Raw genomic sequence first — 20515 nt, forward strand, 5'->3', positions numbered from 1 at the left:
CGAAGGGCCGGACACCCTCGGGTGTCCGGCCCTACAAGCCTCTACGGTGCCTCGGCGACCGTCACTTCTTGCGACGGCCCCGGCTCCGCGCCTGCTTGCGGCGCTCCGCGCGCGTGAGGCCGTCGGCCTCGGAACGCACCGGCTCGTCGTCGGTGGCGAAGTCACCCTCGATGGTGCCGCCCTCGCCGTCGACCGTGGGCGCGGAGAAGTGGAGGTTGCGCCGCTGCGGAGCGTCGAGCCCCTTGGCGCGGATCTCCGGGCGGGCACCGGCCTGCGCCGGCACCGTGTCGTGCTTCTCCAGGTCGGCCACCGGCTTGGTGTCCTCGACCGGGACCTCCTCGACCTGCTGCTCGACCTGGACCTCCAGGTTGAACAGGTAGCCGACGGACTCCTCCTTGATGCCCTCCATCATGGCGGTGAACATGTCGAAGCCCTCGCGCTGGTACTCGACCAGCGGGTCCTTCTGCGCCATCGCGCGCAGGCCGATGCCCTCCTGGAGGTAGTCCATCTCGTAGAGGTGCTCGCGCCACTTGCGGTCGAGGACCGACAGCACGACCCGGCGCTCCAGCTCACGCATGATCTCGGAGCCGAGCTGCGCCTCGCGCGCCGCGTACTGCTCGTGGATGTCGTCCTTGATGGAGTCGCCGATGAACTCGGCGGTCAGCCCGGCCCGGTCGCCGGCCGCCTCCTCCAGCTCCTCGACCGTGACGTTGCACGGGTAGAGCTGCTTGAAGGCGCCCCACAGCCGGTCGAGGTCCCAGTCCTCGGGGAAGCCCTCGGCGGTCTCGGCCTGGATGTACGCGTCGATCGTGTCGTCCATGAAGTGCTGCACCTGCTCGTGCAGGTCCTCGCCCTCCAGGACGCGGCGCCGCTCGCCGTAGATGACCTCACGCTGGCGGTTGAGGACCTCGTCGTACTTCAGGACGTTCTTACGGGTCTCGAAGTTCTGCTGCTCCACCTGCGACTGGGCGGAGGCGATCGCGCGCGTGACCATCTTGTTCTCGATCGGCACGTCGTCAGGGACGTTCGCCATCGACATCACGCGCTCGACCATCTGGGCCTTGAACAGCCGCATCAGGTCGTCGCCGAGGGAGAGGTAGAAGCGGGACTCGCCGGGGTCGCCCTGACGGCCGGAACGACCGCGCAGCTGGTTGTCGATCCGCCGCGACTCGTGCCGCTCGGTGCCCAGCACATAGAGGCCGCCGAGCTTCTCGACCTCATCCTTCTCCGCCTGGACGGCCTTCTCGGCGCGCTTGAGCGCCTCGGGCAGGGCCTGGGCCCACTCCTCGATGTGCTCCTCGGGGTCAAGGCCGCGCTGGCGCAGCTCCGCCTCGGCGAGGTCCTCGGGGTTGCCGCCGAGCTTGATGTCCGTACCACGGCCGGCCATGTTCGTGGCCACCGTGACGGAGCCCTTGCGGCCGGCCTGGGCGACGATCTGCGCCTCACGGTCGTGCTGCTTGGCGTTGAGCACCTCGTGCTGGATGCCGCGCTTGCTGAGCTGCTGCGAGAGGTACTCGGACTTCTCGACCGAGGTGGTGCCGACGAGGATCGGCTGGCCCTTGCGGTGCTTCTCCTCGATGTCGTCGACGACCGCCTCGAACTTGGCGACCTCGGTCCGGTAGATCAGGTCCGACTGGTCCTTGCGGACCATCGGCCGGTTGGTCGGGATCGGCACCACGCCGAGCTTGTAGATCTGGTGGAACTCGGCGGCCTCGGTCATGGCCGTACCGGTCATGCCGCACAGGCCGGGCTGCTCCTTGCCCTTGTGGTCGTGGCGCTTGTAGAGGCGGAAGAAGTTCTGGAGCGTGATCGTGGCGAGCGTCTGGTTCTCGTCCTTGATCGGCACCCCTTCCTTCGCCTCGATCGCCTGGTGCATGCCCTCGTTGTAACGGCGGCCCGCGAGGATACGTCCGGTGTGCTCGTCGACGATCATGACCTCGTCGTCGATGATGACGTAGTCCTTGTCCTTCTTGAAGAGCTCCTTGGCCTTGATGGCGTTGTTCAGGTAGCCCACCAGAGGGGTGTTCACCGACTCGTAGAGGTTGTCGATGCCCAGCCAGTCCTCGACCTTGCTGACGCCGGACTCGTGGATGGCGACCGTGCGCTTCTTCTCGTCGACGTCGTAGTCGCCGGTCTCCTCGATGCCCTTGAGCGGCTGGCCGGCCTCGCCCCGCTTGAGGCGCTTGACCAGCTTGGCGAAGTCGCCGTACCACTTGGTGGCCTGGTCGGCCGGGCCGGAGATGATCAGCGGCGTACGGGCCTCGTCGATGAGGATGGAGTCGACCTCGTCGACGATGGCGAAGTTGTGGCCGCGCTGGACGAGCTCGTCCTTGGACCACGCCATGTTGTCGCGCAGGTAGTCGAAGCCGAACTCGTTGTTCGTGCCGTAGGTGATGTCGCAGGCGTACTGCTCGCGGCGCTGAGCCGGCGTCATGTTGGCGAGGATGCAGCCGACGTTCAGGCCCAGGAAGCGGTGGACGCGGCCCATCATCTCCGAGTCGCGCTCGGCCAGGTAGTCGTTCACCGTGATGATGTGGACGCCCTCGCCGGACAGCGCGTTCAGATACGCCGGCAGCGTGCCGACGAGGGTCTTGCCCTCACCGGTCTTCATCTCGGCCACGTACCCCATGTGCAGGGCGGCGCCGCCCATCATCTGCACGTCGTAGTGCCGCTGGCCCAGGACGCGCTTGGCGGCCTCGCGGACGGTGGCGAACGCCTCGGGCAACAGGTCGTCGAGCGTCTCGCCGTCCGCGTAGCGCTGCTTGTACTCATCGGTGAGGGCCCGCAGCTCGGCGTCGGAGAGGTCGACGAAGTCCTCTTCGATGGAGTTGACCTGGTCCGCGATGCGGTGCAGCTTGCGCAGGATCTTGCCTTCGCCTGCACGCATGATCTTCGAGAGGACGGACACGGGGGTTGGTCTCCTTGCCGGTCGGGCCTGGGACGGTCGGTTACCACTTGACTTACTGAGCAACGGCCATCGTATGCGAGGACCCCACCGCGCCGGGAGGGCCTGCCGTGACGGCGACCGTCCGCTGCTTCATTTCGCTTCCACTCTGCTTCAAAGGGAACAACGTCCGGGCCCCTCGGATGGTGCCGCATCCCTCACTCGAATTACGCGAAGCGTGATCACGTCCTCACGCACAGCAAACAGATGGCGCTTCCGGGGGCCTCCCACCACAATCGGCCGATGGACCCCGTCACCCTCACCACGGACCGCCTCCTGCTGCGCACGGTCGGCCCCCAGGACACCGACGCGGTGTACGACGCCTGCCAGGACCCCGACATCCAGCGCTGGACCACGATCCCCTCGCCTTACCTCCGCGAGCATGCCGAGGCCTTCACCGAACAGTTGGTCCCCGACGGCTGGGGGGACGGATCCATGTACACCTTCGGCGTCTTCCTCCACTCCGGACAGCTCGCCGGCATGGTCGGCATCACCATGCGTGCCCTGGGCATGGGCGAGATCGGCTTCTGGGCCGCCAAGGAGCACCGCGCCAACGGCTACATCACGGAGGCCGCCCTCACGGCCTGCCGCTGGGCCTTCGTCCACGCCGCGATCGACCGCGTCGAATGGCGCGCCGAGGTGGGCAACCGCGCCTCCCGCGCGGTGGCGGAACGAGCCGGCTTCACGATCGAAGGCACGCTGCGCGCCGCGACCAACAACAAGGGGGTACGCCGCGACACCTGGATCGGCTCCTTGCTCCCATCGGACCTGAGCCTCCCGTCGACGGCCCCGTACTTGCCGGCGCGTGCGTAGCTGAGCTGCCCTGGCTGCCTTAGCGCCTCAGCTGCCTCAGCTGCCTCAAGTGCCTCAACTGCGGGCAGTCGTGCCGCTCGGGGCGGCACGGGTGGGCGCAGCGGCACCTCGCACCGCCGAGCCGCGGACCCACCCCCGCCCCAGCACGATCGCACAGCACCCGGCCCCCAGCCCCGCAGCTCATCCCCCGCTGTCAGTCCCACCCCCTATCGTGCAAAACCATGACCACCCCGCGCCCCGCAACAGAGCTCTCCGCAGACGAGGCCCGCAGACTGACCCTCCGCGCCCAGGGCTTCCTCGGCGCCCCACCCCGCCGCGCCGGCGTCCGCGGCATCCTCCGCCACCTGGGTGCGATACAGCTCGACACCATCTCGGTCCTGGCCCGCTCCCACGAACTCGTCCCGTACGCCCGCCTGGGCGCGGTAGGCCGAAAGACGGTGGAGAACGCCTACTGGAGGGACACCCACGCCTTCGAGTACTGGTCCCACGCGGCCTGCATCCTCCCCATCGAGGAGTGGCCGCACTTCGCGTTCCGCCGCCGCGCCTACCGCAACCGCCCGCACTGGAACCACGAACTCCCGGACGGCGCCTACGACGAGGTCATCAAGCAGCTCCGCGCCGAAGGCCCCCTCACGGCCACCGAGTTGGGCGGCGCGAAGAAGACGAACGACTGGTGGGACTGGTCCGGCTCGAAGGTCGCCGTCGAACGCGCCCTGATGTACGGCGAGGTGGTCTGCGTGGAGCGCCGCGGCTGGAAGCGCGTGTACGACCTCGCCGAGCGCGCGGTCCCGGACGCCCTGCTGCACGACGAGCTGGACGACACCGAGTGCCTGCGCCGCCTGGTCCGCCTGGCGGGCCAGTCCCTCGGCGTCGGCACGCGCGCGGACATCGCCGACTACCACCGCCTCAAGGGCGAGCAGGTCGACGCGGTGATCGCCGACTCAGGCCTCGTCCCGGTCACGGTCGAGGGCTGGGGCAAGCCCGCCTGGGCGGACCCCGCGGCCCTGGAGGCACCCCCGCGCGGCCGCCACCGCACCACGCTGCTCTCGCCGTTCGACTCCCTGATCTGGGAGCGAGCGCGCACGGAGCGGATCTTCGGCTTCACCCACCGCCTGGAGGCCTACGTCCCCAAACAGAAGAGGGTGTACGGCTACTTCGCGATGCCGGTCCTGGCCGGTGGCCGACTCGTCGGCCGCGTGGACCCGGCCCGCGAGGGGCGCACGCTGGTGGCCAAGCAGGTCACGCTCGACGGCGCGAAGGCCGTCCCGGCCGTGGCCCAGGCCCTGACCGAGGCGGCGACCTGGGTGGACTGCACGGACGTACGCGTGGAACGCGTCGACGCACCGGACCTGCGCGAACCCCTCGTCAAGGAACTCGCCCGCATCCTCGCCTGAGCCCTACCGGATCAAGGGATCTCCAGATCACCGATCTCGAGATCCCGGATCACCGGATCACCGGATCTCGAGGATCTTCTCCCGCATCGCATACACCACCGCTTCCATCCTGGAGTGCAGCTGGAGCTTCTCCAGGATGTTGCGCACGTGGTTCTTCACGGTGTTCTCGGAGATGAACAACTCCTTGGCGATATCGCGGTTGTTCATTCCCGTCGCGACGAGTTTGAGGACTTCCAGTTCGCGGTCCGTCAGCCGCGGCGCGGGCACCAGCCGGCGCTCGTCCGTGCGCTGGATCATGGACTTGAACTCGGTGAGCAGCTTCGACGCCATGGACGGGCTGATCTGCGACTGCCCGTCGGCCACCGCGCGAATGGCGGTGGCCACCTCGTCCGTCGAGATCTCCTTGAGGAGATAGCCGGTCGCGCCCGCCTTGATGGCCTCGTAGAGGTCGGCTTCCTCGTCGCTGATCGTCAGCATGATGATCTTGGCGCTGGGGGCGACCTCCTTGATGGAGGTGCATGCCTCGATCCCGCCGCGCTTGGGCATCCGCACGTCCATCAGGACGATGTCGGGCAGCAGGTCGGCGGCCTTCTCGACGGCCTCGGCGCCGTCGCCCGCCTCCCCGATGACCTGGATGTCCTCCTCGGCCGCCAGCACGATCTCCAGGCCACGGCGGAACAGGGCGTGGTCGTCGACCACAAGGACTCTGATCGGTTCCTTGCGTGGAGAGTCCGTGTCCGGGCCCATGCCGACGACGCCGCCGTCGGCATCCTCGTCACGCATCGGTCCGAAGCTGTCCGCCATCGTTCCTCCCCCTGAAGGCTGCGGCCTGTGGTCCTGAGCCATCGCCAACCCAGAGCAACGACCCACCGGTTGGGCCGTGGCCAACCATGATTTCATGCCCGGGCGACACCAGGGTGACGGAGCGGGGCGTCAAGTGGTCGCACGGGGGTGCCCCTGGGGGGCGCACACGCGCTCCAGGGGCACCTGCTCCGCTCTCACCCGGCATGGTCAGCCGCCGAGCGCACCGCCTGCCTCGGGGGCGTGCGCGTGTGTGACCATCGTGTCCGTCCTGAGGTGGATCACGCCGTAGTCGTAGGCGTGCCGTCGGTAGACGACACTCGGTTCCTTGGTCTCGGAGTCGACGAACAGGTAGAAGTCGTGCCCGACCAGTTCCATCTCGTAGAGAGCCTGGTCGAGGGTCATGGGGGCTGCGACGTGGGTCTTCTCGCGGACGACGATGGGGCCGTCACCCTGCACTTCCAGCGAGCCGATCTTCTTCGTGGGGACGGACTCTTCCGGCTCCTCCTCCGGAGTCGGCACCAGGCCGTTTCCGTTGAGCGTCGCCACACCCGGGACGTGGTCGGCGACCTCCGCGGCCGAAATCCGGCGCGCGCCACGGCGCGAGAACCGCTTGTCGTGCTGCCTGCGCAGCCGGGCTTCCAGCTTTTCCGCCGCCAGGTCGAGCGCCGCGTACGGATCGCTCGCCGCTGCCTCCGCCCGGATCACCGGACCGCGGGAGCGGAGCGTGATCTCCACTCGGTCACAGCGGTCGGCCTGCCTGGGGTTCGGCTCCTTGGACACCTCGACGTCGAGGCTGATCACCTTGCCATCGAGCTTCTGGATCTTCTCCAGCTTCAGCTTCTCGGCCACGTGCTTCCGGAACCGCTCGGGCACCTCGGTCTTGCGGCCCTTGACGACGATGTCCACGCAGAACTCCGTTCCCGGATCGCTCCGCTTCGCTGCGGAGCGTCTCCCTTTTGCACCAGGTCCCGGTGTGCCCCGGGACCTCGGACTTGGTGACTTCCACCTCCTCCCCCGTGGGCGAGATCTCCACTCCACCGTCGCGAGTGATGAGGAAAAACCCGCGGCACGGCATTCGGATTTGAGAGGTGTGGCCTGCGGCTTTCCCTCTCAACCGAACATATCTCGCCTGGACGGATGTCGTCACCCTCTACTGCGGCGTACCTCCGTTCAGGTGAATAAGCCCTCTCGCTACCTGCAACGACGCAAGATCTCAGTCAGTTCCGGTTTATTTCAAAAGAGTCCGGTGATGCGGCGACCACTGCCGCGCACACCACGTCGATGACTCCGCCGGCGCCGCCCGCGCCCCTGATTCCCTGCCGGCCGGGCCGCCGGCCCGTCCTCTCTCGCGTTGTTCCGACGTTCTGTTCCTCTCTGCTTTCCCATGTCTCTCCCCCGTACACGGCCACAGCCCCCGCAGCGTTCGAAACCGGCCCCGTCGCCCGCACGGCCCGCGCGGCCTCCGCCAAGGACGCCCCCGTGGTCATCAGGTCGTCGACGAGGACGACCGGCCCTTCCGAGAGCAGCCGGGTACCCCCGGGCACCACTACCAGCGCGCCCGCGAGATTGTCCAGCCGCTGCCGGGAGTTGAGCTCCGACTGGTCGGCCACGGCCCGAACCTGCCGCAGCACGCCGAGCACCCTGGCCGGAACCCCGCGCCGCCGCAGCTCTCCCGCCGCCGCGAGCGCGATCCGCCGCGCGGGATCATGCCCCCGGGCTCGCACGGCCCGCCGCCCGGACGGAACGGGCACGAGCAGCACAGGAGCCCCGACGCCCCGGGACCACGCCCCCTCGGCCCCGGCCCAGGAGCAGCCCCACGCCCTCTGCAGCCCCGCCCGCACGGCTCCCGCCAAGGCCACCCCGAGGGGACCGGCGAGCGCCAGGGCACCCCGTTCCTTGTGGGCCAGCAGCGTCGCCCGCACCTCGTCCGCATACGGAGCCGCCGCGTGTACCCGGGGCAGCCCGGGCGGCTCCGGCACCGGCCGCACCCGGCGTGCCGCGGCTCCGCTCAGCACCGCACGGCACTCCGGGCAGAGCACCGTACGAGGCCTCCCGCAGCCCCCGCACTCGGCCGGCAGCACCAGGTCGGTGAGGTCCTGCCACCACCCCCGCATGGCCACCACTGTGCCGAACCGGGCCCCGCCCTGCCACCCCTGTGGACAACGGCCTGTGTACAACTCCCCGCCCGGCGAACGGCTCGTCCCCCACACGAGTGACGGCCCCGTGGGACGGCCCGAGGGCCGGGGGCGCACCGGCCGCTCCCGCTCCCGCTCCCGCTCCCGAACGACAGCGGTCGCCCTCCCGGGCTTCACCCGGCAGAAGCGACCGCTCCCCCATGCGCGCCCCGGGCACCGGCCACGGGGGCGTCACACCTCACCCCGGATAGACCGGCGCCGTCCCTTCCGTCACCTTCTGCCACTGCGCGCCCGACGGCAGCCGGACGATTCCGTCCACCGAGTACGCCACCAGCGGCAGCCCCTCGTCCTCGGCGGCGGTGACCTCCTTCACGCCGGTCAGGGCCGCCGGCGCCGGTACGTCCGGCGTGGAGCCGTCGACCTGGACGTACCGCATCTGCTCCACACCACCGTGCTCACGCCCGACCACCACGAGCCGGCTGTCCCCGGCCCACGACATGGCGGTGACCTCCTCCAACTCCGGCGTCGCGGAGCGCAGTTCGACCACCCTGACGGTCTGCTGCTCGCCCGGCTTCCCCTCCCGCTCGATCAGCCCGATGAGCAGGGTCTTCTTGCCGCCCTTCTCCACGACGAGCGCGATCCGCACGCCGTCGGCGGCCACCCGCACGGCCTGGACCCGCCCGTCCAGGTGCGGCATGCGCACCTCCAGCGGATCGCCCTTGCCCTCCTCCAGCAGGAGCAGCCGGGGGTTGTCCGGGTCGCGGTCGGCCACCCACAGGCCGTCGTGCGCGTCCCAGCTGGGGGTCGTCAGCCGGTCGGTCTCGGTCCGGCCGTGGCTGCGCAGTACCGGCTCGCCCAGCGAACCGCCCGAGACCAGCGACCCCACGTACAGCGACTTGCCGTCGAGGCTGACACCGGCCGCGGTGTGCTCGTCGCGCGACACGGCCACCGACCGCAGTGCCGTGTCGCCCTCGCCCAGCGCCCCCGGCGCGGGGTCCGGCTTGGGGTCGCTGCTGCCCGCCGGGATCCGTACCAGCCGGTCCTTGCCGTCGACGAAGTACAGGTAGTCGGGGTCGCGCGTCGAGCTCCGGAAGGCGGCGGCATCGGCCGCGCTCTTCGCGAGCGAGCACAGCTCCTCCCCGTCGGCCAGCAGCTCGACCTCCTCCACCACGGGGCTGAGGCTCTGCAACGTGAACAGCAGCTGGGCCGCCATCTCCTCGCACCGGTTGGTGCCGACCCCCGCGGCCTTGTCGTTGAGCGGGACGGTCAGCTTGTTCCGGTCGTCGGGCGTCAGCGCACCAGTCTTCTTCGGCAGCGCCGTACCGGTGGGGAAGCTCGACCTGACGACGGGCCCGAGCCACCGCGTGGGCCCGCTCAGGACGGAGCGCACCACCTGCGTCATGGGGTCCACCCGCCGGCGGACGTACACGGGGTCGGCGACCGCGGTGGGCTGGGTGTCCGCCCGGGCCGCCGTGGTGTTCGAAGCGAAGTAGTACTTGTTGACGGACATGTAGTTGCGCTGGAAGTCCGACTCACCCATGACGACGCCCTGCGGCAGCGCGTCGATCCGCCACTGCCGGCTCTTGTCGTCCTGTGTCAGGTGCACGGTGCGGCCGTACGCCCCGGTGGCCGGCGCGTACGCCTGCTGTGCGTCAACGGTGGCCACCTTGGTGCCGGTGAGGGTGTACGAGATCTCGCCGGTGTCCTCCCCGCCACTCCCTGCCTCGGGTTTGGCACCCGGCCCGTCCGTCAGCACGGTGGTGGAAAGCTCCGGCCGCCACGTCTTGGCGGCCTCGCCGGTCAGGTACTGCCGCGCGGTCTTGTAGTGCGGATCATCGCTGGTCAGTGCCTCCAGGAACCCCTGCACGATCTCCGAGGGCGGCGCGTCCTCCCCCGGCGGCACGGCGAAGACCCGCACCTGGGTGTCCTGGCGCGGTGTGGACTCCACGCCCCGCAGATCCCCGCTGTCCGGCATCGAGGCACACCCCGCCAGCAGCAGGACGCCACCGGCGGCGTACGTCATCACGCGCGCGGGCGTACGCCGACCGCGCCCCCCACGGTCAGCGCCCACGAGATGCCTCCCCATGCCTGTCCGCGCTCTCCGCCTCTGTTTTCCTGGCCGTGCCCGCGGTTGCGTCGTCCCCGTGCGCGTCCCGCGGCCTGCTCACGTCCCGGTCCCGAGAGGCCGCAGCAGGACCACTCGACTTGCCGCTGCCGACCGCACTCGCCGGTCCGCTCCGCACACCGTTGCCATCCGTACCAGCCGATCCGCTCGCCGTACCGCCGCCGGCCGCGCCTGACGAACCGCTCACCACGCCGTTGCCGTCACCACCGGCCGGGCCACTCGCATCCGTGTCGCGAGCCGGCCGCTCCGGGGCCGCCTGCGCATCGTCGGCCCGCCGCGTGCCCGAGGCGGGCCGGGGCACCACACGCGCGCCGTTGCCGGGCAGCGCCGTCGGATCGGCCGTGGGGGCCGCGGAGGCCGCCCGCGGCGGTATCGGGTCCCGCCCCGGCCCCGACGGCACCGGCCCGCTCGCCGACTGTGCCGGTACGGTCGCCCGCTTCTCGCCGTCCCCGCCGCCGCACGGCAGCCCGGCGTCGTCGAGCCCCCGGTTCCGCCGTGAGTCCTTGGGCTCCAGCGGTATCGGAGAGCCCCGCAGCGGCTCGTCCGCGGTCCTGGGCAGCGTCAGCCGGAACTGCGAACCGCCGCCCGGCTCGCCCCACGCCTGCAGCCAGCCACCGTGCAGCCGGGCGTCCTCCAGGGCGATGGACAACCCCAGGCCCGTACCACCCGTCGTACGCGCGCGTGCCGGGTCGGCCCGCCAGAAGCGGCTGAACACCCGGGTCGCCTCGCCCGGCTTGAGCCCGACCCCGTAGTCCCGCACCGCGACCGCGACCGCACCGCCCGCCGCGGCGAGCTTGACCACCACGTCCCTGCCCTCACCGTGCTCGACGGCGTTCACGACGAGGTTGCGCAGCACGCGCTCCACGCGCCGGGCATCGGCCTCGGCGACGACGGGCTGCTGGTCGCCCAGGATGCGTATCCGAGTGCCCTTGCGCTCCGCGAGCGGCTCGGCCCCGCTGACCACCCGCCGTACGACTTCCCTGAGGTCTATCGGCTCCGCCTCCAGCGCCGCGGCGCCCGCGTCGAACCGGCTGATTTCCAGCAGATCCGCGAGCAGCGACTCGAACCGGTCCAGCTGGTCGGCGAGCAGCTCCGCCGACCGCGCGGTCACCGGGTCGAAGTCCTCACGCGCCTCATGGATGACGTCCGCGGCCATCCGTACGGTCGTCAGCGGCGTACGCAGCTCGTGCGACACGTCCGACACGAACCGGCGCTGCATCCGCGACAGGTCCTCCAGCTGGCTGATCTTCAGCTGGAGGTTCTGGGCCATCTTGTTGAAGGCCTCGCCGAGCCGCGCGATGTCGTCCTCGCCGGTGACCTTCATACGCTCCTGAAGCCGCCCGGCCGACAGCCGCTCCGCGATCCCCGCCGCCATCCGCACCGGCGTGACGACCTGCCGCACCACGAGCCAGGCGATGGCCCCGAGCAGCACGACGACGAACAGCCCCGCCGTCGCCAGGGTGCCCTTGACCAGGCTCAGCGACTTCTCCTCCTGGGTGAGCGGGAAGAGGTAGTAGAGCTGGTACGGGTCCCCGTTGGGGTCGTTGACCTGCTTGCCGACGACCAGGCCCGGCTGGGATTCCTTGGTCGCGTTGTTGTAGGTGATGCGGGTGTAGCTCTGCGCGGCCGTCGTGCTGCTGCCGATCCGCTCGCGCAGGTCTGCGGGCACGCTCCTGCTCCAGTCCACCTCGCCGGAGGCACGCTGCCCACGGCCGCCCGCGCCGTCCTCGTCGGAGGCCGGGAGCGTCACCACGTCGAAGGCGCCCTGGCCGCCGCTGGACAGCGAGGAGACGAGGTCGCTCATCCACTCGGTCACGTTCTGCGCGGGACGTCCGTCCGCCGTGGCGACGTCGTCGCCGGTGCCGCTCGCCGCCTCGTCGGCCCGCTGCTTGGCCACCGCGAACCCGCCTGTGGCCTGGCTCTGGGACGCTTTCACCTTGGCGTCCAGCAGGCCGTTGCGCACCTGCCCGATGACTACGAAGCCGAGCAGCAGGACCACGCCCAGCGACATCAGCAGCGTGGTGACGACGACCTTGAGCTGGATGTTGCGCCGCCACAGCCGCATGACGGGCAGCAGCGGCCGGCGCACCCACCGCATGAACAGCCGGATGACCGGGCTGCCCTGGACCCCGCCCTGGAGCAGCAACCCGCTCTCCAGGAACCGTCCCCAGCGGGAACCCGCCTTCTTCCGCCCGACAGGCCGCCCCGGGCGGGCCCCGGACCGTCCGGGCGCCGAAGCGGCACTGTCGCCGGACATGTCAGCTCGGTCCTGCCTTGTACCCGACACCACGGACCGTCACCACGATCTCCGGCTTCTCCGGGTCCTTCTCGACCTTGGAGCGCAGCCGCTGCACGTGCACGTTGACCAGCCGCGTGTCCGCCGCGTGCCGGTAGCCCCACACCTGCTCCAGCAGCACCTCGCGCGTGAACACCTGCCACGGCTTGCGCGCGAGCGCGACCAGCAGGTCGAACTCCAGCGGCGTCAGCGCGATCGACTGCCCGTCCCGCTTCACGGAGTGCCCGGCCACGTCGATGACCAGGTCACCGATGGCGAGCTGCTCCGGAGCGGGCTCCTCCGACCTCCTGAGCCGCGCCCGGATCCGGGCCACCAGCTCCTTCGGCTTGAACGGCTTCACGATGTAGTCGTCGGCACCCGACTCCAGGCCCACGACGACATCGACCGTGTCGCTCTTCGCCGTGAGCATCACGATCGGCACACCGGACTCCGCCCTGATCAGACGGCACACCTCGATGCCGTCCCGGCCGGGCAACATCAGATCGAGCAGCACCAGATCGGGCTTGGACTCGCGGAAGGCGGCCAGCGCCTTGTCGCCGTCGGCCACGAAAGACGGCTCGAAACCCTCACCACGCAGCACGATGCCGAGCATCTCGGCAAGTGCGGTGTCGTCGTCGACGACAAGGACTCGTCCCTTCATAAACGACATCATCCCATTCTCATAACGGTGGCGAAGGCAGTGGTGAGGTAGGTCACCGGCCAGTGACCATAGTCGCAGCAAGCGCTACTGTCTGCCTTCGCCCGCCCCCTGTTGATCTCCATGACGGGCAGCGGCGGGCCCTTCGCCCCGCACAGGGACGAGTTGCCGGAGCCCGCGCCACCGCGCACGCGCTCCGGCAGCCGCCCGGCTCAGCCCGCCGCCGCCCGGCGCGACCGGGCACACACCTCGGCGAGCGCCTCGGCCGTCACCGGCGAAACCGCACCCTCCTCCGTGACGATCGCCGTCACCAGCTCGGGCGGGGTCACGTCGAACGCCGGGTTGTACGCCTGCGTCCCCAGCGGCGCCACCGGAATGCCGCCGCCCGCCTCAGCCCCGGTCACCGGCACCTGCGGCGCCACGAACTCGGTCACCTCGTGACCAGCCCGCTGCTCGACCTCGATCGACGCCCCGTCCGGGGTGTCCGGATCCACCGTCGTCACCGGCGCCACCACGATGAACGGCACATGGTGATACCGCGCGAGCACTGCCAGCGGATAGCTCCCGACCTTGTTCGCCACCGAACCGTCCGCCGTGATGCGGTCCGCCCCGATCAGCACCGCGTCCACCTCCCCGGCGGCGAACAGCGACCCGGCCGCGTTGTCGGTGAGCAGCGTGTACGCCATCCCGCTGCGCGCCGCCTCGTACGCCGTCAGCCGGGCGCCCTGCAACAACGGACGCGTCTCGTCCACCCACAGACGCCGCAGCCGGCCCGCCCGGTGTGCGGCGAGCGCCACCGCGAACGCCGTCCCCTCCCCGCCCGACACCAGCGAACCGGTGTTGCAGTGCGTGAGGATCCGGTGCCCGCCGCCGGGCAGCAGCTCGTCCAGCAGCGCCAGCCCGTGCTCGGCCATCCGTGCACTGGCCTCGGCGTCCTCCCGGTGCAACTGCCGCGCCGCCGCCAGCGCCGCCGCGGCCGCCTGCCTGATGTCACCGCCCTTGGCGAGCGCCGCCTCGTGGGCCGCTTGTGCCCGGCGCACACCCACGGCCAGGTTCACCGCGGTCGGCCGGGCGCTCGCCAGCGCGGCCGCGGCCTCGTCCACGTCGAAGCCCCGCACGGCGGCGAGCGCGACGCCGTACGCTCCCGCGATGCCGAGCAGGGGCGCCCCGCGCACGGCGAGCGAGCGGATCGCCTCCACCAGCGCGGGCGCGTCCGTACAGACCAGTTCGACCTCCTCGGCCGGCAGCCTCGTCTGGTCGAGAAGGACCAGAACGGGTCCTTCCGGTGGCTCCTCCCAACGGATCGCCGGGATCTCGGTCGGCCGTTTGTCATCGTCGCTGTACGCGTACTGATCAGCCATGCGGTCAGTCTGCCCCCTGAAGCGCGGACAATTGAAGGTACGCAGCCCATACCGCGGCCGGTCACTCCAAGACCACCCCATGGCACGATGGCTGCCAACCTGCCGCCGCGACCGCGGACGGGCACCGTGAAGGAGCGACGATGAACGACACTCCGGGCTGGGCCTCGCCCGGATCCGCCCCGTCCGAAGGGCAGAAGCCTGACGCGTCCGGCCCTGCCGAGCCCGCCGACCGCCCGGGCCCTGCCGAGCCGACCGACCGCCCCGGCCCCGCACAGTCCGCGGACCAGCCGGGCCAGCCGCCCCAGACCCCGCAGGGCCCCGGCCCGCAGTGGTCCAAGGACCAGCCGCCACCCGCCCAGTGGTCCGCCCCCAGCGGCCCAGGAGGCCCGGCCGTCCCCGGCCAGGCTCCCCCGCCCCCGCCGCCCGGCCCCGGCTGGGGCGCCCAGCCCCCCGGCGGTTACGGCCCTGGCGGCCCCGGAGGCTACGGTCCCGGCGGCCCGGGAGCCCCCGGCGGACACGCAGGCCCCGGCGGCCCCGGAGGCTACGGCGGCTGGGGCAACGCCTGGGGCGGCCCCCCGCCCGCGGCCAAGCCCGGCGTGATCCCGCTCCGCCCGCTCGGCGTGGGCGAGATCCTCGACGGCGCGGTCTCCACCATGCGCACCTACTGGCGCACGGTCCTCGGCATCTCCCTGACCGTCGCGGTCATCACCGAGGTCATCGTCGTGCTGTTCCAGGGCCTCGTCCTGAACGACTCCAGCAGCGAGGCCCTCAACGACCCGAGCGCCACCCTCAGCGAACTGAGCCGCGCCATGGGCGACGCCATGCTCAACTCCACCGTCGTCTTCGTCATCTCCCTGGTCGGCACCGTCATCGCGACCGCACTGCTCACCACCGTCACCAGCCGCGCCGTGCTCGGCAAGTCGGTGACCATCGGCGAGGCCTGGCGGGACGCCCGCCCCCAGGTCGTCAAACTCTTCGGCCTCATCTGCCTGTTGCTGCTCATCACCGCGGGCATCGTCACCGTGGGCACCCTGCCCGGCATCCTCGTCGTCGCCGCCGGCAGCACCGGAGCAGGCGTCGCCCTGACCGTCCTGGGCGTCATCGGCGCCGGCATCGTCGCCCTCTGGCTGATGATCCGCTTCTCCCTGGCCTCCCCCGCCCTGATGCTGGAGAAGCAGGGCATCAAGAAGGCGATGAGCCGCTCCACGAAGCTGGTCCGCGGCACCTGGTGGCGGATCTTCGGCATCCAGCTGCTCGCCACGATCATCGCGAACGTCGTCGCCTCGATCATCGTCATCCCGTTCACCTTCCTCGCCGCGGCCCTCAGCGGCGACGGCGTCACCGGCTGGCTCAACAGCGGCGGCTCCGGCCTCGGCTGGACCTTCCTCATCGTCAGCGGCATCGGCGCGGTGATCGGCTCCATGATCACGTTCCCGATCACGGCCGGCGTCACCGTGCTCCTCTACATCGACCAGCGCATCCGCCGCGAGGCCCTCGACCTCGAACTGGCCCGCGCCGCCGGTGTCCAGGGCTACGGCCCCGCCGCCCCCGGCGCCGTCCCGGGGAGCTGATGCGGTGAGCTGGGCGGGGGAAGTCCTCACATCGGCGCTGCCACGCGCCGCCCTACGCACGCTGCTGCGCGCCGGCGACACCTCCGTGCTGTCGTCGGCACGCTCCGCCGACGAACCGCCCCTCACCACCCCGCGCGACCCCGCGCGAGAGGCGGCCCGGCGCGAGCTCTCGAAGCGGATGTACCACGAGGACGACCCCAGCCTGTTCCAGCGCGCCCTCGACGCCTTCTGGGACTGGCTCGACAAACTCTTCAACGCCGCCTCGACCGCCACGCCCGGCGGAGCACTCGGCCTGGTCGTCATCATCCTGGCCGTCGTAGCGGTCCTGGCCGCCCTGTGGTGGCGCCTGGGCACCCCGCGCCGCCAACCCACCTCGTCCGCCACCCTGTTCGACGACCGCCCCCGCAGCGCCGCCGACCACCGCGCAGCCGCCGAGGCACACGCCGCCCAGGGCCACTGGAACCAGGCCGTCCAGGAACGCATGCGGGCCCTCGTCCGCGCCCTGGAGGAACGCGCCCTGCTCGATGTCCGCCCCGGACGCACCGCCGACGAGGCCGCCGCCGAAGCGGGCCGGGCCCTGCCCGGCCACACCGACCGACTGCGCGCTGCCGCCCGCGACTTCGACGACGTGACGTACGGCGGCCGGTCGGCGACCGAGCAGTCGTACCACCGCATCGCCGAGCTCGACAGCGACCTGGAACGCACCAAGCCCCAGCTCGCCACGAGCAGCGCCAACAGCACGGCCCCCCACACCCGCCAGGGAGCCGCCGAATGACCACCGAGGCCACGCTCCCGTCCACCTCGGCCTCGCCCACCGCCCGCCAGGTATGGACCCGCGCGCGCGGCATCGCGCTCGCCCTCGTGCTGCTCCTGGTGGGAGCCATCGCCATCGCGGTGCTCCGCTCCGACGCCCGGCACGGCGCACTCGACCCGCGCTCCGCCGACCCCAACGGCAGCCGCGCCGTCGCCGAACTCCTCGCCGACCGGGGCGTGGACACACGCGTGGTCACCACCCTCGACGAGGCAGCCGCCGCAGCCGGCCCGGACACGACTCTCCTGGTCGCCGTCCCCGACATGCTGACCCGAAGTCAGCAGACCCGCCTGCACAACGCCTTCGCCGACGCCCGCGGCCGCATCGTCCTGGTCGCCTCCGGCAGTGCCTCCGTCGAACGACTCGCCCCCGGCGTCACCGCCGACCCCGCCACCAGCCTCGACTCGACGCTCTCCCCCGACTGCGGCCTGCCCGCCGCCCGGCGCGCGGGCACCGCCGACACGGGCGGCGTCCGCTACACCACCACCCACCTCGACGCTGACAAGTGCTACCCCAGCGAGCGCCTGGCCACCCTGCTGCGCATCCCGGACGCGACCGGGGACGGCGACACCGTCGTCCTCGGCGCGCCCGACATCCTCCTCAACGACCGCCTCGACAAGCAGGGCAACGCCTCGCTCGCCCTCCAACTCCTCGGCTCCCGCCCCCATCTGGTCTGGTACCTCCCCTCGCTCTCCGACACGTCGGCCACCGGCACCGACGACGAACGCAGCTTCTTCGACCTGCTCCCCTCGGGCTGGCTCTGGGGCACCCTGCAACTCTTCATCGCCGCAGCCCTGGCCGCCCTCTGGCGGGCACGCCGACTCGGCCCCCTCGTGCCCGAAAAACTCCCCGTGGCGATCCGCGCCTCCGAAACCGCCGAAGGCCGAGCCCGCCTCTACCGCAAGACCGACGCCCGCGACCGCGCGGCCAACGCTCTTCGCTCCACCACCCGCACCCGCCTCGCCCCCCTCACCGGCGTCCCCGTCACCCAGGCACACACGCCCGAGGCCCTGCTCCCCGCCCTGTCCGACCACCTCCACGGCGACGGACAGGACCTGCGCACCCTGCTCTTCGGGCCACCGCCCAGCGACGACGCAGCACTCATCGCACTCGCCGACCAACTCGACGCCCTCGAAAGAGAGGTACGCCGTCCATGATGGACCCGACCACTGACAACGCCGGGCAGAGCGGGGACCCGGGCACCGCCCGAGCCGCCCTGGAGGCCCTGCGCGCCGAGATCGCCAAGGCCGTGGTCGGCCAGGACCCCGCCGTGACCGGCCTCGTCGTCGCCCTGCTCTGCCGCGGCCACGTCCTCCTCGAAGGCGTCCCCGGCGTCGCCAAGACCCTCCTGGTCCGCGCCCTCGCCTCCGCCCTCGAACTCGACACCAAGCGCGTCCAGTTCACCCCCGACCTGATGCCCAGCGACGTCACCGGCTCCCTGGTCTACGACACCCGCACCGCCGAGTTCTCCTTCCAGCCCGGCCCGGTCTTCACCAACCTCCTCCTCGCCGACGAGATCAACCGCACGCCTCCCAAGACCCAGTCGTCCCTCCTGGAAGCCATGGAGGAACGCCAGGTCACCGTCGACGGCACCCCTCGCCCCCTCCCCGACCCGTTCCTGGTCGCCGCGACCCAGAACCCGGTGGAGTACGAGGGCACCTACCCCCTCCCCGAAGCCCAGCTGGACCGCTTCCTCCTCAAACTCACCATTCCCCTGCCCTCCCGCCAGGACGAGATCGACGTCCTCACCCGCCACGCCGAGGGCTTCAACCCACGCGACCTCCACGCCGCCGGCGTACGCCCCGTAGCGGGCCCCGCCGACCTCGAGGCAGCCCGCGCCGCGGTCGCCAAAACGACGATCTCCCCGGAGATCACCGCCTACGTCGTCGACATCTGCCGTGCCACCCGCGAGTCACCGTCCCTCACCCTCGGCGTCTCCCCCCGAGGCGCCACGGCCCTCCTGGCCACCGCCCGCGCCTGGGCCTGGCTGACCGGCCGCGACTACGTCATCCCCGACGACGTGAAGGCCCTCGCCCTTCCCACTCTCCGCCACCGCGTACAACTCCGCCCGGAGGCCGAGATGGAAGGCGTGACGGCCGACTCCGTCATCAACGCGATCCTCGCCCACGTCCCCGTCCCCCGCTGATGGCACTCACCGGACGCGCCGCCCTCCTCGCAGCCCTGGGCTCCCTCCCCGTCGGCATCTGGGAACCCAGCTGGACGGGCATCCTGGCGGTCAACGCACCCCTGGCCATGGCCTGCGCCTGCGACTTCGCCCTGGCCGCCCCCGTACGACGCCTGGGCCTGACCCGATCCGGCGACACCTCCGTACGCCTCGGCGACACAGCGGACGTGACCCTGACCATCACCAACCCGTCCCGCCGTCCTCTCCGCGCCCGCCTCCGCGACGCCTGGCCACCGAGCACCTGGCAGCCGGGCACGGAGGGGGCGGCCTCCCGCCACCGCCTCACGGTCCCAGCGGGCGAACGCCGACGCGTGACGACCCGCCTGCGCCCCACCCGCCGAGGCGACCGCCAGGCCGACCGGGTCACCATCCGCTCGTACGGCCCCCTCGGCCTCTTCTCCCGCCAGGGCACCCACAAGGCCCCCTGGACGGTGCGCGTCCTGCCCCCCTTCACCAGCCGCAAGCACCTGCCCTCCAAACTGGCCCGTCTCCGCGAACTGGACGGCCGCACCAGCGTGCTCACCCGCGGCGAGGGCACCGAATTCGACAGTCTGCGCGAGTACGTCCCCGGCGACGACACCCGCTCCATCGACTGGCGTGCCACAGCCCGCCAGTCCGCGGTCGCCGTACGCACCTGGCGCCCGGAACGCGACCGCCACATCCTCCTGGTCCTCGACACCGGCCGCACCTCGGCAGGCCGCGTGGGCGACGCGCCCCGCCTCGACGCCTCCATGGACGCGGCCCTCCTCCTCGCAGCCCTCGCCTCCCGCGCCGGCGACCGCGTCGACCTCCTCGCCTACGACCGCAAAATCCGCGCCCTCGTCCAAGGCCGCACGGCAGGCGATGTCCTTCCGTCACTGGTCAACGCGATGGCCACGCTCGAACCCGAACTCGTCGAAACAAACGCCCGAGGCCTCACGGCCACCGCGCTACGCACGTCCCCCCGCCGCTCCCTGATCGTGCTCCTCACGACCCTGGACGCGGCCCCCATCGAAGAGGGCCTCCTTCCGGTCCTCTCCCAGCTCACTCAGCGCCACACGGTCCTGCTGGCATCAGTAGCGGACCCGCACATCACCGAAATGGCCAAGGCACGCGGAAACGTCGACGCCGTCTACGAGGCCGCCGCAGCCGCCCAGGCCCAGTCCGAACGTCATCGCACGGCAGAACAACTGCGCCGCCACGGCGTGACGGTCGTGGACGCGACACCGGACGACCTGGCGCCGGCACTGGCGGACGCGTATTTGGCACTGAAGGCGGCTGGACGCCTGTGACGGCGAGGTGGCCCCTCGAAAGAGGGCCCCTAAACGCAGAAAACCCCCGCATCTTCAGATGCGGGGGTTTTCCCAATAATTGTTCGGCGGCGTCCTACTCTCCCACAGGGTCCCCCCTGCAGTACCATCGGCGCTGTAAGGCTTAGCTTCCGGGTTCGGAATGTAACC

15 protein-coding genes and 1 rRNA gene are annotated in these 20515 nt (G+C 71.2%); 7 read left to right on the plus strand and 9 right to left on the minus strand.

Annotated elements, in window-relative coordinates; translation table 11 throughout:
• Positions 1-61: 61 nt before the first annotated feature.
• Complete coding sequence (secA, locus tag ACH4G3_RS10485; RefSeq protein WP_397624066.1) at positions 62-2908, minus strand: preprotein translocase subunit SecA; 2847 nt, start codon at positions 2906-2908, stop codon at positions 62-64.
• 279 nt (positions 2909-3187) lie between these two features.
• On the opposite strand from secA, the gene ACH4G3_RS10490 reads away from it, so the two are divergent.
• Both ACH4G3_RS10490 and ACH4G3_RS10495 read left to right on the plus strand, forming a co-directional pair.
• Complete coding sequence (locus ACH4G3_RS10490) at positions 3188-3757, plus strand: GNAT family N-acetyltransferase (RefSeq protein WP_397624067.1); 570 nt, start codon at positions 3188-3190, stop codon at positions 3755-3757.
• A gap of 221 nt (positions 3758-3978) precedes the next feature.
• Entirely contained in the window at positions 3979-5151 is a 1173-nt protein-coding gene (locus ACH4G3_RS10495; RefSeq protein WP_397624068.1) for a winged helix-turn-helix domain-containing protein, read from the plus strand.
• A gap of 57 nt (positions 5152-5208) precedes the next feature.
• Here ACH4G3_RS10495 and ACH4G3_RS10500 read toward each other — a convergent pair whose 3' ends face one another.
• From ACH4G3_RS10500 to mtnA, 7 genes are all read right to left on the minus strand, one after another.
• The gene (locus ACH4G3_RS10500; RefSeq protein ID WP_020276233.1) at positions 5209-5955 is read right to left on the minus strand and encodes a response regulator; all 747 of its coding nucleotides are present in this window, start codon (positions 5953-5955) and stop codon (positions 5209-5211) included.
• A gap of 207 nt (positions 5956-6162) precedes the next feature.
• Positions 6163-6861, minus strand: a complete 699-nt coding sequence (gene hpf, locus ACH4G3_RS10505) for a ribosome hibernation-promoting factor, HPF/YfiA family (RefSeq protein WP_397624069.1) — start codon at positions 6859-6861, stop codon at positions 6163-6165.
• 311 nt (positions 6862-7172) lie between these two features.
• Entirely contained in the window at positions 7173-8069 is an 897-nt protein-coding gene (locus tag ACH4G3_RS10510) for a ComF family protein (protein WP_397624070.1), read from the minus strand.
• A gap of 259 nt (positions 8070-8328) precedes the next feature.
• Complete coding sequence (locus tag ACH4G3_RS10515) at positions 8329-10161, minus strand: LpqB family beta-propeller domain-containing protein (protein WP_397624071.1); 1833 nt, start codon at positions 10159-10161, stop codon at positions 8329-8331.
• Entirely contained in the window at positions 10151-12472 is a 2322-nt protein-coding gene (gene mtrB, locus ACH4G3_RS10520) for an MtrAB system histidine kinase MtrB (RefSeq protein WP_397624072.1), read from the minus strand. The genes ACH4G3_RS10515 and mtrB overlap by 11 nt, the downstream gene beginning before the upstream one ends.
• A gap of 1 nt (position 12473) precedes the next feature.
• Complete coding sequence (gene mtrA, locus ACH4G3_RS10525; RefSeq protein ID WP_003990656.1) at positions 12474-13163, minus strand: two-component system response regulator MtrA; 690 nt, start codon at positions 13161-13163, stop codon at positions 12474-12476.
• Between the two features lie 197 nt (positions 13164-13360).
• On the minus strand, positions 13361-14509 hold the full coding sequence (gene mtnA / locus ACH4G3_RS10530) for an S-methyl-5-thioribose-1-phosphate isomerase (RefSeq protein WP_397624073.1): 1149 nt from the start codon (positions 14507-14509) through the stop codon (positions 13361-13363).
• A 140-nt stretch (positions 14510-14649) separates the two neighbouring features.
• Here mtnA and ACH4G3_RS10535 point away from each other — a divergent pair, with 140 nt between their 5' ends.
• Genes ACH4G3_RS10535 through ACH4G3_RS10555 form a run of 5 tightly spaced genes read left to right on the plus strand, consistent with a single transcriptional unit; the run spans position 14650 to position 20347 of the window.
• Positions 14650-16080: a DUF7847 domain-containing protein gene (locus ACH4G3_RS10535; RefSeq protein WP_397624074.1), complete on the plus strand. Its 1431-nt coding sequence runs from the start codon at positions 14650-14652 to the stop codon at positions 16078-16080.
• A 4-nt stretch (positions 16081-16084) separates the two neighbouring features.
• Positions 16085-16855 (plus strand): DUF4129 domain-containing protein, encoded by a 771-nt coding sequence (locus tag ACH4G3_RS10540; RefSeq protein WP_397624075.1) that lies wholly within the window; start codon positions 16085-16087, stop codon positions 16853-16855.
• A complete protein-coding gene (locus ACH4G3_RS10545) occupies positions 16852-18048 on the plus strand; it encodes a DUF4350 domain-containing protein (protein ID WP_397624076.1) in 1197 nt (398 codons plus the stop codon). Before ACH4G3_RS10540 ends, ACH4G3_RS10545 begins: the two co-directional genes overlap by 4 nt.
• Entirely contained in the window at positions 18048-19037 is a 990-nt protein-coding gene (locus ACH4G3_RS10550; RefSeq protein ID WP_397624077.1) for an AAA family ATPase, read from the plus strand. The genes ACH4G3_RS10545 and ACH4G3_RS10550 overlap by 1 nt, the downstream gene beginning before the upstream one ends.
• Positions 19037-20347 carry a DUF58 domain-containing protein gene (locus tag ACH4G3_RS10555; protein WP_397624078.1) on the plus strand — a complete coding sequence of 437 codons (1311 nt, stop codon included), beginning with the start codon at positions 19037-19039 and terminating at the stop codon, positions 20345-20347. Before ACH4G3_RS10550 ends, ACH4G3_RS10555 begins: the two co-directional genes overlap by 1 nt.
• An 81-nt stretch (positions 20348-20428) precedes the next feature.
• Here ACH4G3_RS10555 and rrf read toward each other — a convergent pair.
• Positions 20429-20515, minus strand: a 5S ribosomal RNA gene (gene rrf, locus ACH4G3_RS10560); the annotation flags it as partial.

This window comes from Streptomyces afghaniensis, assembly GCF_044327915.1.
Classification (GTDB): Bacteria; Actinomycetota; Actinomycetes; order Streptomycetales; family Streptomycetaceae; genus Streptomyces; species Streptomyces afghaniensis.